Below are 13,799 nucleotides of genomic sequence, written 5' to 3'. Positions count from 1 at the left end.
ATCCCGCAGGCCGCGCGACCCAAGCAAAGCTGCTGAATCCCAGCGTCACTCACCAAAGCACGATCTAAGCACGATTCACAACAAGCACGGCCACTCCCAACACGGAGCCGCAGTGTGCTCCGGAAAGGAAACTCGCATGTTGCAGTCGAATCTATTGCGGGTGGCGAGTGCAGTGTTTCTGACGCTCGCGCTCGGTGCATTTAGTCTGCTCGTTAGCCAAAGTCCTCACCAATCTGCCCAGGAAGCCCCGACAGGCTTCACTACTCCCACCTATGAGGATGGTCCTGGCACCAGAAGTGTCAGCAACGGCATGCCAGAACCCGCAGGAGACAGTTTTGCTGAAGACCAGGCCACATTCGAAGAGCAGGAAGGATTCGAAAAAGGGCTCGGGCCGGTATTCAACGCCCAAGCTTGTGTCGCCTGCCACCAGAACCCCGTGACTGGCGGAACCAGCCAGGTGTCTGAACTGCGTGTAGGGCACAAGGATGGGTCGGGAAATTTCGTAAATCCAACGGTTACGATCAACAACGGCCAATCGCAAATCTCTGGTCGCTCCCTCATCAATGACCGCTCGATTTGTGCCGAAGCACAGGAGCGCACACCCAACAGCGAGACTCTCCGCACCTTCCGCATGTCGCTGAATACCCTGGGCGATGGCTTCGTGGAAGCGGTGGACAGCAACGTGCTGATCGGTATTTCACTCAGCCAGCGGGTAATCACTCGGGGACAGATCGCTGGCGAGGTGATCCAGGTTCCGGTTCTGGAAGCTCCTGTGACCACTCGTGTGGGGCGCTTTGGCTGGAAAAATCAACACGCCAGTCTCCTTTCTTTTGCCAGCGATGCTTATCTGAACGAGCAAGGCATTACCAATCGCTTGAATCCAACCGATACGACCTCGGTGTGCAAGACGACCTCTGATCCCGAGGACACACCTGACAGCAACGGCATGGAGGATATCGACCGTTTTGCTACCTTTATGCGAGCCACGCAGGCACCGCCGGTGGATGCGGCACTGGCAGCCACTCCCGATGCCCAGGCAGGATCGAAGTTGTTTGACCAGGTCGGCTGCAACACTTGTCATGTGCGCACGCTGATCACGTCGCCGGCGGGCACCGCGATCAACGGCGGGACGTTCACCGTGCCGCCCGCCCTGGGCAGCAAGATGTTCCATCCCTTCAGCGATTTCCTGCTGCACGACGTGGGAACGGGCGACGGGATCGTACAAAACGGTCCGGCTGACACGGCGAACAAATTCCGTACGGCGCCGTTGTGGGGTCTGCGCACGCACGATCGCCTGATGCACGACGGGGGATCGTTAACCCGGAGTGACGCGATTCTACGCCACGCTGGGGAGGCATCGGGCGTGATTAATAACTATCGTGGGCTCTCTCCCCACCAGAAGAACCAGTTGCTTACGTTTCTTGATTCCTTATGAGTGAATGCCGGGCGCGATCGAGGGGATCGCGCCCACTTTTTCTCGATTATTCCTCAGGATTTCTTCAGTTCTCGAACCCGCGGGAAAAAAATAAGGGTGTAGCTACGGCCTGAAAGTGCACGCCGGCGACCCATCGAATGCAACTTGCCTGGATGATCCTGATGTAATTCTAGAAAGGCTAGTTCATTTCGAGCGCTTAGAGATTGTTCCCGAAGCATGGAACGGAGTTGTGTCAGGTAGCGGCTGGATTCCTCGGGATCGGTGCTGGCTATCGCATTTTCACAGAGCTGCAGGACCTGATCTTCAGCGATAGTCATGGGCGCACAACGGCTTCGTATAATGCCGGAAAACAAGTGTCGATGGCGATACAGTCTTAAGGGTAGGAATTAATTTCCATGCCAGTGGGTTGAGTGAAAGCAATTTTCCGCTGATGAAAGTGAAGAGTTGGGAATAAGTTCCCAGCTCTTCACTTCGCTCTAAGTTCTAAGACTGGCGCGGTCTTACGTCCTGCCTGTCTAGGCTTCGGCCAGTTGTGGACGCTGATCCCCACTCCAGCCGTGCAGGCCCTGCTTGAGGATCCAGCGGACTACGTTGGAATTGTTGTAGTAGTAGCCGAGCACATACTGGCAGGTAGAGAGGCAGTGCGAGTTGCATACCTTCTTCATCTCGTCCAGTTGCTGGAAATCGAACTTGGGTTCCCAAATCTTGCCCCAGTCGGTATGAGCCGAATACATCGGGAAGCAAGGGGCAAGCGAGCCATCGGTGCGAATGACGCAGGAATTGTGTCCAGCGCGGCAATTCCAAGGATAAGTGATGCCACGCATGAAGTCCTTCATCTTGCGCATGTGATCCTTGGAATTGACCATGATGTAGCCTTGGGCGTTCTTCTCGATCAGCCAATCGAGCAACTCATCCACCTTGGGCCAATCCTGCGGAAGGATGTAGGTGACATTGTCATTCAGGTGCTGGAAGTGCGGCTGCTCGATATAGGGAGGCTCGTTGATGTGGACGTCGGTGGAGATGCCGTTGTCATGCGCAATTTCGGTGAGCACGCGCACGTCGTCCATGTTATTGCGGCAGATATTGGTGTTGAAGACGATCATGTAGCCGTACTTGCGCTGCTGCTGCACCAGGTATTTGAAGTTCTTCTCGATGCGGCGAAAATTCTTCGGCAGCCCGGGCTTTTCCTCGACGCAATCTACGGCGAGATTGATTGCCGCGACACCGCGGTCCCCGACTTTGTCGATGAAGTCCTCGTTCATGAGGATGCCATTCGTCGGCAAATAGACAAAAAAGCCGTTCTTGGTGCCGTAGTCGACAACCTTGAGAATCATGTCGCGGCGCAATAGGGGTTCGCCGCCCATGATGGCTATGACCCGGCAACCAACCGACTTGAGCCAGTCAATCGAGCGGATGGCAGTCTCTTCGGTCATTCCTTTGACTTTGTTGTTGAAAGCCCAGCAGTAATGGCAGTCGACGTTACATTTCCACTCAGTAAACAGATAGGAAAGCAGCGGCCGGAATTTGTCCGGCATGACACGGGACTGCACGTAGGGCACAAACCAGCGGCGAAAAGCGCGCAAAAAGTTGTTGGCGTGATAACTGCCAGTGTTTAACTCCGGCATCCTGCCTCCTCCTTGGCGGAGTTGATAGTACAGCACCGACGTAGGCAAAGCGCTAGTAACGGTTTAAGATACACCATCAACATATCGCAAGGGCGCGAGTGAGCCTGTGCGTACAACAGTGTTCAGCAGCCCTTGCCCGCTGAAAGGTGCAGTTAAGGGATTGAATGGAAACCAGAAAAGACTCAACCGCTGAGGTTCCTTTGCAGGATCGCTGCTGGGAGTTCGATCCCAACGAACGGGAAGCCTGGAACCGGCGCTACTCCCAGCATCCCTCCATGTCGTTTGAGCCGGACCCGTTCCTGCTCGAAGCCTATGAGCAGTTCGTGCACCCTCTGCATCCCAAGGCAGGCGCGGCACTGGACATTGCCGGAGGCATGGGAAGGCACGCCATCTGGCTGGCGGAGTTGCGCTGGAATGTCTCGGTGGTCGATATTTCCGAAGTTGCCTTTGAAAGGGCGCAGAAGAAAGCTGACGAGCGCGGGGTCAATATTGATTTTCTGGTCCGTGACCTAAACACCTGGAGCCCCGACCGCAAGCGCTACGACCTGGTTCTGGTCTTCTACTATTTGCAGCGTGATCTGTTTGCCGCTCTGGAAGCAGCGCTTAAACCCGGCGGCCTGCTGATCTATGCCAGCTATACGGGTGAGCAGCTTAACTATCCCACAGGACCACGCAATCCCTTGCATTTGCTGAAGCAAAATGAGCTGCTGCACGCCTTTCCCAATCTGCGGACCCTTTTTTACCGCGAGACAATTCAGGAGAAAGCGGTAGCGGAACTGGTGGCGCTGAAGCCGAAGTAAGAGCACTCAGCATTCAGCCTTCAGCAATCATTCGAAATCTGCCCAGGCTAGCGCCGAAACGCGCAGCGCCAATCTGGGGCCACCCGCGCATCTACCATTCGGTATTGTCGAGGCTACGCCTCGACCTGAACGGACGGGACGTCCGTTCCCACGTGGTTCTAGCCCTACCGCACGTACATTGCTCCATCCTGTAAAATCCGCTGAATGGCGAAGAGCAAGACGGTCCATGGGCATGGTACCGCCCAGCACAACCTGCCGCGCAACTACTGCTTTGCCTGCGGCAAAGACAATCCTGACGGCCTGCAGTTGAAATTTGTGCTCGACGAAAAGGCGCGGCGCTTTCGCTGCAAGTTCCGCCTGGCGCATCGCTATTGGGGTCCGCCGAAACATGCCCACGGTGGAATCGTCGCCACGGTTCTCGACGAAGCCATGGGCAAGGTGAATAAGCTGCGCCATGTGATCGCTCTGACCTCGGAGATGAGCGTGAACTACCTTAAGCCGGTACCGTTAGGGAAATGGCTGACGGCCGAAGGCTGGGAAGAAAAGGTCGTCGGCCGCGAGCACTACAATCTCGCAGAGATTCGCAACGGCAACGGGGAAGTGCTGGCACACAGCCGGGGGAAGTTCATTGCCATTGATCCGCAAAAGATGTTCGCGAAGTATCTCGCCAAGAGAAGTGAGAAGTAAGATCGGGTGAAGTAAGAATTTGAGTCGAAGCCGCCTCGACCTGAACGGACGGGACAGTCCGTTCCCACGTGGTTCTCGCTGTTCCCACTCAAGCCGAAGGAGGGCTTTCAGGGGAACACTCCGAGTTTCCTGATGATCAAGGAAAAGCAAGTCCCTCCGGGGGGCGATTTGATCGCCGAGGCGATCCAATCTCTTGGTCGGGGTGAGAATAGAGGAAGGACGTCCTGCGGCACGGCTGAAGTCGTGCCCCTTCACTGCCGCCACGCCCCCTGCGAAATTGCTACAATAAAGATGTCCCGTTAACCCTGGCGTGCCCGCGATTCCTGCAGCCGAGGCGCGCCGATGGCTATCTAAATTCTGGGAGTACGTCACATGTCAACCAACAACGGAAGCAGCGGCCTTCGCCTGAAAGTGGGCCTGGCAGAAATGCTCAAGGGCGGAGTGATTATGGACGTCACTACCGCCGAACAGGCGGAAATTGCTGAACGCGCTGGCGGCGTAGCGGTGATGGCGCTAGAGCGTGTGCCCGCCCAGATTCGCGCCGAGGGCGGGGTGGCCCGGATGGCTTCTCCCAAGAAGATCAAAGAGATCATGGAGACGGTTTCGATTCCTGTGATGGCTAAGTGCCGCATCGGACACTTCGCCGAGGCGCAGATCCTCCAGGAACTGGGCGTCGATTACGTTGACGAATCCGAGGTGCTGACGCCGGCTGACGAAGCCAATCACGTGGATAAGCATGCCTTCACAGTTCCGTTCGTCTGCGGCGCCCGCAATCTTGGAGAGGCGCTGAGGCGGATCGCAGAGGGCGCGGCGATGATCCGGACCAAGGGTGAGGCTGGCACTGGGGACGTGGTGCACGCTGTAAAGCACATGCGGCAGATTATCGGTGAGATGAAACAGCTCACGGTGATGGGCGATGACGAGCTGTATACCGCGGCCAAGAATCTGCAAGCGCCCTATGAGCTGGTGCGGATGGTGGCCAAGAACGGGAAGCTGCCGGTCCCGAATTTTTCCGCGGGTGGAATTGCCACGCCTGCCGATGCGGCGCTGATGATGCAGCTTGGGGCGGAAGCAATCTTTGTCGGCTCGGGTATCTTCATGAAGAATTCCACCGAGTTTGCTGACCCTGAGGACGCGTTCAAGCGTGCCCGCGCCATCGTGCTGGCTACCACTCACTTCAATGACCCGAAAGTTCTGCTCGAGGTCAGCCAGGACGTGCCTTCCTCCATGAAGGGTCTGGCGGTCTCGACGCTGACAGAGGGACAGCTGCTGCAAACGCGGGGATGGTGAGGGGAATTTCCAAGTTAGATCGGGTGAAGATTGCGTGGTATGTGGGACAGGCAATCTTGCCTGTCCTTCTTACCCGATTACAATTTCCGTATGAAGATTGGGGTGCTTGCCATACAGGGGGATTTCGCCGCCCATCGCCGCCGATTGGAGGAGCTCGGGGCTGAGGTCGTCGAAGTGCGCAAGCCGGAGCAGTTGGATGAGATCGATGGCCTGATTATCCCCGGAGGCGAATCCACTACCTTCCTTAAGGTGCTGGGAAAGGCCGGATTCCGAAAGCTGCAGGATTTTGTTCAGTCCAGGCCGACATTCGGGACCTGTGCGGGAGCGATCATGCTGGCCTCGCGGATTGAAAATCCCAGCCAGCAAGGCTTGGGTGCGCTCGACGTCACAGTGCGGCGCAACGCCTACGGGCGGCAGATCAACAGCTTTATCGCCAGCGGCTCGGCGGTTGCGGAGATGGGAGCCGGGGGTCCGCTGGAGATGGTTTTCATCCGCGCACCGAAATTTGAGAATATCGGCAGGGAAGTGGAGATACTTGCCCGCCAAGGCGAGGATCCGGTTCTTGTCCGCCAGGGCAAGGTCATGGCTTCAACCTTTCACCCCGAACTCAGCGATGATCCCCGTGTTCATGCTGCCTTTCTCAGCCTGGTAAGTAACGGGCACCCGGAAAAAGCGAAGTAGTCGAGCTGGCGAAACCAAAACGAGAATTGCGCAGGACCGCGAAATCCGCATCTAATGCGGAGTACGCCGTTAGCGGGCGATGGGTGGCTAAGAACTTGATGAGTGAAGTTCGGCCATAATCACGCGTATACTTGGCTTAGATATGGGGGCGGGATCTCAAAAGAGCTTCTACCTGGAAACCTTCGGTTGCCAGATGAACGTGCATGACTCGGAGAAGGTCATCGGCACGCTCCTGGCGGAAGGTTATCAGCAGGTAGAGACGGTCGAAGAAGCCGACCTGATTCTCTACAACACCTGCTCCATTCGCGATAAGGCGGAGCAGAGAGTCTTCCATCGTCTGGCTGATTTCCGCAGACTGCAGGAGCAAGGAAAGAAGTTCGGAGTGCTCGGTTGCGTGGCCCAGCAGGAAGGCCAGAAAATATTTGAGCGCGCGCCGCACGTGTCGCTGGTGTGTGGGTCGGCATCGTACCGAAATCTGCCGCAAATGCTGGTGCAGATCGAGGCAGGGAACAGCCGCGTAACCGGATTGGACGACCGCGAGACCGACGAGTGCTTTGAAACCGAGTTTACCGCGCGCAGCAATCCGCATCGCGGCTACATAACCATCATCGAGGGCTGCGATAAGTTCTGCGCTTATTGCGTGGTTCCTTTCACACGCGGCAAGGAGCGCAGCCGTAGCTCGGATTCGGTCTTGCGGGAAGCTCGGCACATGGCGGAGGAGGGCTATAGCGAGATTCAGCTCCTCGGGCAAAATGTGAATTCCTACCTGGATCCTGCTGGAAAAAAGAGCTTTGCGGACCTGCTTGCCGCAGTTGGACAGGTCCCAGGCATTCGCCGTGTCCGCTTTACCACCTCCCATCCGCGCGATTTCACCCGCGACATCGTGGAAGCCATCGATTCCGTTCCCACGCTATGCGATCACGTCCATCTGCCGGTGCAGAGCGGCTCAAATCGAGTGCTGGATGCCATGCAGCGCCTTTATACACGCGAGCAGTATCTAGAGCGCATCTCATGGATGAAGCAAGCGAAGCGGGGCATCAGCATTACTACGGACATCATCGTAGGCTTCCCCGGAGAGACGCCGGACGACTTTGAGCAGACGATCTGGCTGCTGGGAGAGGCGCAGTACGACGGCGTGTTCGCTTTCAAGTATTCACCCCGTCCCAACACGCCAGCGTTGAAGTTCGCCGACAGCATCGCCGATGAGGAGAAGGGCAGGCGTTTGCAGATTCTTCTCGACCAGCAACGGCAGATACAGGCGGCAAATAACCAGCGTCACCGCGACGAGGTCACCGAAGTGATGGTTGAAGGCCGCAATCCAGCCCGTAAACAGTGGAATGGGCGGACTTCCCAGAATAAAGTGCTAAACTTCACCGCACCTGAGGCAGTTTCGCTTCTGCCGGGAAGCTATGTTCAGGTTCGGGTTACGAATTGCTTCCCCAATAGTCTGGCCGGGGAATTGGTTGAGGAGGAGAGGGGCCCCATCGAGCCCGCAAGAAGCCTGCCGGTATAAAGGCGGCACGATTAATCCACGGAGGATCCATGGAAGTCGAGATGAAAATTCGCGGGCTCATGATGGACCCGGTCACCAACATGCCAGTCGTCATCCTGAAAGACGTCGGAGGCGACGCGGTACTCCCCATCTGGGTGGGGATATATGAGGCTAACGCCATAGCCCTGGAAATTGAGAAGATCGCGACTCCTCGTCCCATGACCCACGACTTGCTCAAGAATCTGCTGGTAGGGGTGGACGCCCAGGTGCGCAAAGTGGTGGTCAACGATCTGCGAGATGACACGTTCTTCGCGGTGATCTGGCTGGAACGAAACAGTGGGCAGATCGTCAGCATCGACTCGCGTCCCTCGGACGCTCTTGCTTTGGCGCTACGCGTGGATTGCCCGATCTACGTTGAGGATGAGGTGCTGAAGACTTCGAAGGTGGCCAGCTCCGTCTCCGATAAGATTTCCAGTGAAGAGTTGCGAAAGTGGCTGGAGAATCTGGGCGAAGAGGATCTGGGACGATACAAGATGTAGAACAACGATAATCGGGTGAATTGCAAGCTGGAAACTTAGAACCGTTACCTCATGCATTTCAAACCTACCGTTCGCGAATGATTAATGCCCGATCCCGCTGAACAGTTGCAGCGGCTGTTCCTTGCCGGCTTTGAATTCCAAACCTTCGATCGATTTCCCGATACCGTCGGTGCCCTGAAAGGCGGGTGCATAGCGTTGCTGCGGCCCACACCAGAGGGATTGCAGATCGTCGGAACACCGGGATGGCGCATGGGTGAGGTCATGGGCGTGCTGGTGGAGAGGGAAGGCAAACAGGTATTTCAATACAAGAATGAAATTGTCGAGGCGACAGCGGAGAAGGTGGAGGAGTTGCGGCGGTTCGCAGATGAATTGAGAGAGACTTTGGCCGCCTAAACCTGCCCACCCGGCTTACTCGGATCAGAGCGACTTAACTGGCGAATTGGCCTGAGCTTGTTCCAATTGCCGAACCGGCTGCGCCACCACGCCCTGATCCATTGATAGCCCAGGATGAAGATCACGATGGTGAGCGCATGCGCGAATAGCAGGCCGTAATTTCCCTCCCGAATTTCGCTGATCAACAACTTTGGCGAGAAGAGTGCCAACAGTGCGGCTTGGCCTAACGCAACCGCCAGCACAACTGCCAGAAGGACGGCGAGCAATAGCATGGCGATCAGAGCTCCCATCACCATCGACGGTTCCAGGTGCATGCGGCGAGTCGCCTGCTTCTCGTCCAGCCCTTCTCCCAGCCAGTTCTTACCTAATCGTGACTTAAAGGCAGAGAGCACATGCTCGCGGCGTGGCCCGCTGGGATCGATGAGGAGTTTGATTTCCTGCTTGCGGCCGCGCTCATCGCGATAACCGATCATCAACGGATCCATTGTCTGTGCCACATGCATTCCTTCTTCAATGGCCTGGGCAAGCGCGGGGGAGAACTTTTCCAGCTTGGCTTCGGTGGTGCGGTCGGAGAGCTGCTTTTCGTCGCGCCGAAGCAGGCAGGCGCCAATGACGCGCTCCCAAGGGATTGCAACCTGCTTGAATCCCAGATTGGCCGAGATCCCCCGGTCGTCGAAGCTGTAATTGATATTCAGCCCGCCGAGATGGAATTCGAAAGATTCGTTCATACAAAAGCAGCATCTAGCAATCAGCACTCAGCAGTCAGCCCTGGATCAGGAATCCCACACTCCGCCAAAAGCGGGCGGAAGGGTGAGCCACCGGGGAAACCCATGATGAGAAACAAGCACCAGATCCTTCGACTCGGGCCGGGGCTGCTATACCCGGCCCTCGCTCAGGATGACAGTTGAAGGGCCAACCTGTTAGAGGAACGAGGTTAGCCTTTGGTCAGCGGCAGGCCCTTCTCACGCCACACACGGATTCCGCCGTCCATAGAGATTACGTTCTTGTAGCCCATTTTCTGCAGATTGTCGGCCGCCAGCGCGGAGCGGAAGCCGCCCCCGCAATAGAGGACCAGGGGCGTGTTGACGTCGGGAACTTTGGCTTCCACATCGCGCTCGATCACGCCTTTGCCCATATGAATGGCGCCGGGCAGGTGATCCTTGGCAAATTCACTTTCCTCACGGACATCCACCAAAGTGAACTTCTCGCCGCGATCCAGTTTCTCCTTGACCTCGTCGACGGTCCACTCGCGGACTCGTTTCTTGGCATCCTCTACGATCTGAAGAAAACGGGGAGTGTGCTGCGGGGGCATAAGAGTGCTCCTTTCGACGTTTTAATGGCGATATTGTACGGCAGAGGCTTCCGACACCACGGATTTAGCGGATTGCGCGAAAGTTAACATAATACTTGTTATCGGACATTGTGCGTGTCCAATGGATACGGCCGGTGCCGATAAATCGCCACCGTCAGGTATATCCGCGCCACATGGTTATGTTCCCTTTGCCAATACGACTTTGGGATGAAACAACGTTCCCGCTACGCGCGTGGCAATAGCGATCAGCTCGCTCTGCCCTGCGAACACCTTCACCTTTGGAGCTCGCGACATCTCCGGCAGGTTTACGGCGTGGCCGTGGCGGATCCTGCCGGCACTTTCTTCGGTCGCAGTGACCGACGGAAACTGCGGCAACAGTTTTCGGGGATGGACCAGAATCTCCTCCAGCCTGTCAGCCTTTACACACTGTTCCACTTGCTCCAGCGTGCTGGACTCTTCAATATGGAATTCGCCGAGTGCGACACGCCGCAACTCAGCAAGATGGGCGCCGACGCCCAGGATTTGTCCCATCTCGTGGGCGATCGAGCGCATGTAGGTTCCCGAGCCCACCTGCGCCCTGAAGTGCGCCCGGTCGGCGTTTAGCTCCAGGATCTCGAATTCCTGCACCTCGACTTCGACCGGCTCGAGCGAGACCGGCTGCTGCTTGCGCGCCAGCTTGTAGGCCGGGACTCCCTGGACCTTCTTCGCGGAGAATGGCGGCGGCAGCTGCCGAAACACACCTTGAAAACGCGCCGCCACCGACCGTGCCTGTTCAAGTGTCACTTTAACTGTCACGGCAGGCCCGCAAGGCTCTCCATCTGCGTCATAAGTGTCCGTGGCATATCCAAAGCGGATTTGGCCCTCATAGGTTTTTGCCGACGTGGTATAAAACTGAGCGAGGCGGGTCATGCGGCCGAAAACCAATGGCAACACTCCTGTTGCCATGGGATCGAGCGTGCCCAAATGACCCACCGAGCGTTCTCCCAGGATTCGTCGCACACGGTTGACCACATCGTGCGAGGTCATGCCGCCCGGTTTGTTGATAATCAGGACTCCGTCCATGGTCGTCACTGTCGAGGCTAGGCCTCAACCTCTCACTCTGGCCCAAAGACGGCTAGAGTGGGGCACCCTAAGGATAACGGCTGCAATTGAATGATTCCCCTTCGCGACGATGCGCCACGTTATGCCACACCTTACATCAACTACTTTCTTTTAGCTCTGAACAGTCTCATCTTCCTCTTTGAAGTATCTTTGCCTCCGGGCACGCGAAATGGGTTCATCTTTGAATTTGGAGTGGTTCCGGCTCGCCTGACGGCTTTGATTCAAGGAAGTCCAGCGGTAGGGTTGGCGCCGGCGGTGCTCTCGGTTCTCACCTCCATGTTCCTGCACGCCTCGTGGATGCACCTCATCTTCAATATGTGGGCGCTCTACATCTTTGGCGACAACATCGAAGATTATCTCGGTCACTTTCGCTACTTGCTGTTTTATCTGCTGACCGGAGTTGCGGCATCGTTCGTGCACGTGTTGTTCAATCCCGGATCACGGGTTCCCAGCGTAGGCGCGAGCGGGGCGATTGCCGGAGTCATGGGCGCCTATTTCGTGTTGTATCCAACAGCGCGCGTGCTGACGCTGGTTCCCTTCCTGTTCGTATTTTTTCTCTGGCTGCCGGCCTGGGTCGTGCTGGGATTCTGGTTTCTAGCGCAATTCCTGAGTGGCGCTGCAACTTCCATCGCTTATTCCAGTCAGACGTCCGGAGGCATCGCGTTCTGGGCGCATGTTGGTGGTTTCCTGGCAGGAGTTGGCCTGATCAAACTCTTCCCTTCTCGTCCGCGGCGTTATCGCTACTTCCGCTGGTAAAAATCTTTTTCCTGCCTCTGTACACATCCGCACATTCAAGGTCTATAATGCGCGGATTCTCAAAACCCTGTCGCGAACAAAAAGAGTGCCAGCCGCAAAGGCAGGGATGATGCCAGGACACGGAAAAACTTGGCACGTCTGTGAACTTTAACGTCTGGGAGGCTTGGGGTGATGCGCACACTGCGAAACGCGGGGCTAGGTCTGTTTGTTCTGTTGCTTGTCTGCTCTCAACTCTTCGGTCAGGCACAAATCACAACCGGTACGATTTCAGGCACGGTGACGGATCAATCCGGTGCTTTGGTTCCGGGCGCGACCGTCGAAGCGAAAGAAGTCGATACCAACTTCACACGAACGCAGTCCACCGATAATGATGGACGCTTCGTGTTTCTGCTGATGCCTCCGGGAAACTACACCGTCACGGTTTCCGGCAAGCAGGGCTTCACCTCGCTGGTGCAGGAAAATGTCGTCTTGCTGGTGGGACAGACTATCAGCCTGAATCCTTCGCTGAAAGTATCGTCCACGGGCGAGCGAATCATAGTCACGGAAACGCCGGTGGTTGAAGTAGAGCGAATAGAGAACAGCACCACGCTCGACCAGCGCACACTTGCCAATACCCCGATTCTGGGCCGCAAGTTTGAAGACTTCCTGACGCTCACGCCGGGCGTCAGCATCGTGCAGGGTCCGGATGGCGACGAAATCAACTTCAATGGCCAGCGCGGGATTTTCAACAACGTCAGCCTGGATGGTGGCGACTATAACAACGGCTTCTTCGGCGAGCAGATGGGTGGACAGCGCGCCGCCATCGATATCACGCTCGATGCGGTTCAAGAATTTCAGGTGGTGGCCAACAGCGCCAACGCCGAGTTCGGCAGAACCGCTGGTGGCGTCGTTAACGTGATCACCAAGTCCGGCACTAACGACCTTCACGGCAGCGCCTACTACTACCAGCGCCTGGAAGCGTTGTCGGCCGACACCTCCGATGGCAAGCCGCTGAAGGACTTCAAGCGCGAACAGTTCGGCGGCACGGTCGGTGGACCCATCAAGAAGGACAAGATGTTTTTCTTTGGGGCGGTGGAGTCGATTTTTGAGGACCTCACCCGCGACAACCTCAGCGTACAGACCGGGCCTACGGCTTGCCCTATCCCAACACCGACGGTACAGGCGGACGCAGCCCTGATTAACGCCAACGCAGACTGCCAGCGCCTGGCCGCGTTGAATTTTCTGCAGAGTTCGCGCGGCGAGAACGATGGGCTCCCAGTTAAGCATCCCATACGCAATACGGCAGTACTAGGGAAGTTTGACTGGAATATTACGAACAACAACAAGTTCAGCGCATCCTACAATTTCGACCATTCGGATAATACCAATCAAACTTTTGATGTGCCGACTTACGGAAACTCCGCTAATGGCATTGAGGGACCGTCGAAGATTCAGGCCGTCAATCTGAACCTTTTCACGACGCTCTCCGCCAAGAAGTTGAATGAGGCGCACTTCACCTATGGCCGCGAGAACCGGCCGCGCTCTGCGGTGACGTCCAATATCCCGGCCGATACTGCAATGGGTTTTGCCACGACGTTTCGTTTTGGGTTCCCTTTCTTCCTGGAACCGAATGTTGACGAACTTTTCTGGCGGACGCAACTGCGCGACAACTTCTCCATCGTTTCCGGAAAACACAACTACAAGTTCGG

At 56.5% G+C, this 13,799-nt stretch carries 14 protein-coding genes; 10 read left to right on the top strand and 4 right to left on the bottom strand.

All coding sequences use genetic code 11. The features are described from left to right. Positions 1-136: 136 nt before the first annotated feature. A complete protein-coding gene (locus VEG30_14315) occupies positions 137-1,435 on the top strand; it encodes a di-heme oxidoredictase family protein (GenBank protein ID HXZ81099.1) in 1,299 nt (432 codons plus the stop codon). A 515-nt stretch (positions 1,436-1,950) separates the two neighbouring features. On the opposite strand, the gene VEG30_14310 is transcribed toward VEG30_14315, so the two are convergent. After that, positions 1,951-3,060: a radical SAM protein gene (locus VEG30_14310; protein HXZ81098.1), complete on the bottom strand. Its 1,110-nt coding sequence runs from the start codon at positions 3,058-3,060 to the stop codon at positions 1,951-1,953. A gap of 164 nt (positions 3,061-3,224) precedes the next feature. Between VEG30_14310 and VEG30_14305 the strand changes: the two genes are divergently transcribed. The 7 genes from VEG30_14305 (at position 3,225) to VEG30_14275 (ending at position 8,942) form a co-directional block, all read left to right on the top strand. Beyond that, positions 3,225-3,860, top strand: a complete 636-nt coding sequence (locus tag VEG30_14305) for a class I SAM-dependent methyltransferase (protein ID HXZ81097.1) — start codon at positions 3,225-3,227, stop codon at positions 3,858-3,860. 204 nt (positions 3,861-4,064) lie between these two features. Further along, positions 4,065-4,547, top strand: a complete 483-nt coding sequence (locus VEG30_14300; GenBank protein ID HXZ81096.1) for a PaaI family thioesterase — start codon at positions 4,065-4,067, stop codon at positions 4,545-4,547. Between the two features lie 372 nt (positions 4,548-4,919). Further along, positions 4,920-5,837, top strand: coding sequence for a pyridoxal 5'-phosphate synthase lyase subunit PdxS (pdxS, locus tag VEG30_14295; GenBank protein HXZ81095.1), 918 nt, complete (start codon positions 4,920-4,922; stop codon positions 5,835-5,837). Between the two features lie 90 nt (positions 5,838-5,927). Next, positions 5,928-6,518, top strand: a complete 591-nt coding sequence (gene pdxT / locus VEG30_14290) for a pyridoxal 5'-phosphate synthase glutaminase subunit PdxT (GenBank protein ID HXZ81094.1) — start codon at positions 5,928-5,930, stop codon at positions 6,516-6,518. A 142-nt stretch (positions 6,519-6,660) separates the two neighbouring features. Next, positions 6,661-8,031, top strand: coding sequence for a tRNA (N6-isopentenyl adenosine(37)-C2)-methylthiotransferase MiaB (gene miaB, locus VEG30_14285; protein ID HXZ81093.1), 1,371 nt, complete (start codon positions 6,661-6,663; stop codon positions 8,029-8,031). 29 nt (positions 8,032-8,060) lie between these two features. Then, on the top strand, positions 8,061-8,549 hold the full coding sequence (locus VEG30_14280) for a bifunctional nuclease family protein (protein ID HXZ81092.1): 489 nt from the start codon (positions 8,061-8,063) through the stop codon (positions 8,547-8,549). 84 nt (positions 8,550-8,633) lie between these two features. Then, positions 8,634-8,942 carry a hypothetical protein gene (locus VEG30_14275; GenBank protein HXZ81091.1) on the top strand — a complete coding sequence of 103 codons (309 nt, stop codon included), beginning with the start codon at positions 8,634-8,636 and terminating at the stop codon, positions 8,940-8,942. Here VEG30_14275 and VEG30_14270 read toward each other — a convergent pair. The 3 genes from VEG30_14270 to truB all read right to left on the bottom strand — a co-directional run bounded on the left by VEG30_14270 (position 8,939) and on the right by truB (position 11,316). Then, positions 8,939-9,670, bottom strand: coding sequence for a hypothetical protein (locus tag VEG30_14270; GenBank protein HXZ81090.1), 732 nt, complete (start codon positions 9,668-9,670; stop codon positions 8,939-8,941). The two genes, VEG30_14275 and VEG30_14270, sit on opposite strands and share 4 nt — an antisense overlap. 206 nt (positions 9,671-9,876) lie before the next feature. After that, the gene (locus VEG30_14265; GenBank protein ID HXZ81089.1) at positions 9,877-10,254 is read right to left on the bottom strand and encodes a rhodanese-like domain-containing protein; all 378 of its coding nucleotides are present in this window, start codon (positions 10,252-10,254) and stop codon (positions 9,877-9,879) included. A 177-nt stretch (positions 10,255-10,431) separates the two neighbouring features. Then, positions 10,432-11,316 (bottom strand): tRNA pseudouridine(55) synthase TruB, encoded by an 885-nt coding sequence (truB, locus tag VEG30_14260; GenBank protein ID HXZ81088.1) that lies wholly within the window; start codon positions 11,314-11,316, stop codon positions 10,432-10,434. Between the two features lie 90 nt (positions 11,317-11,406). Here truB and VEG30_14255 point away from each other — a divergent pair, with 90 nt between their 5' ends. Both VEG30_14255 and VEG30_14250 read left to right on the top strand, forming a co-directional pair. After that, positions 11,407-12,111, top strand: a complete 705-nt coding sequence (locus tag VEG30_14255; GenBank protein HXZ81087.1) for a rhomboid family intramembrane serine protease — start codon at positions 11,407-11,409, stop codon at positions 12,109-12,111. 171 nt (positions 12,112-12,282) lie between these two features. Then, on the top strand, positions 12,283-13,799 hold a 1,517-nt coding region (locus VEG30_14250; protein HXZ81086.1), incomplete at its 3' end, for a carboxypeptidase regulatory-like domain-containing protein.

The organism is Terriglobales bacterium (assembly GCA_035624455.1).
In the GTDB taxonomy this organism is placed as follows: domain Bacteria; phylum Acidobacteriota; class Terriglobia; order Terriglobales; family Acidobacteriaceae; genus DASPRM01.
This window is presented reverse-complemented; position numbering and strand designations above follow the sequence as displayed.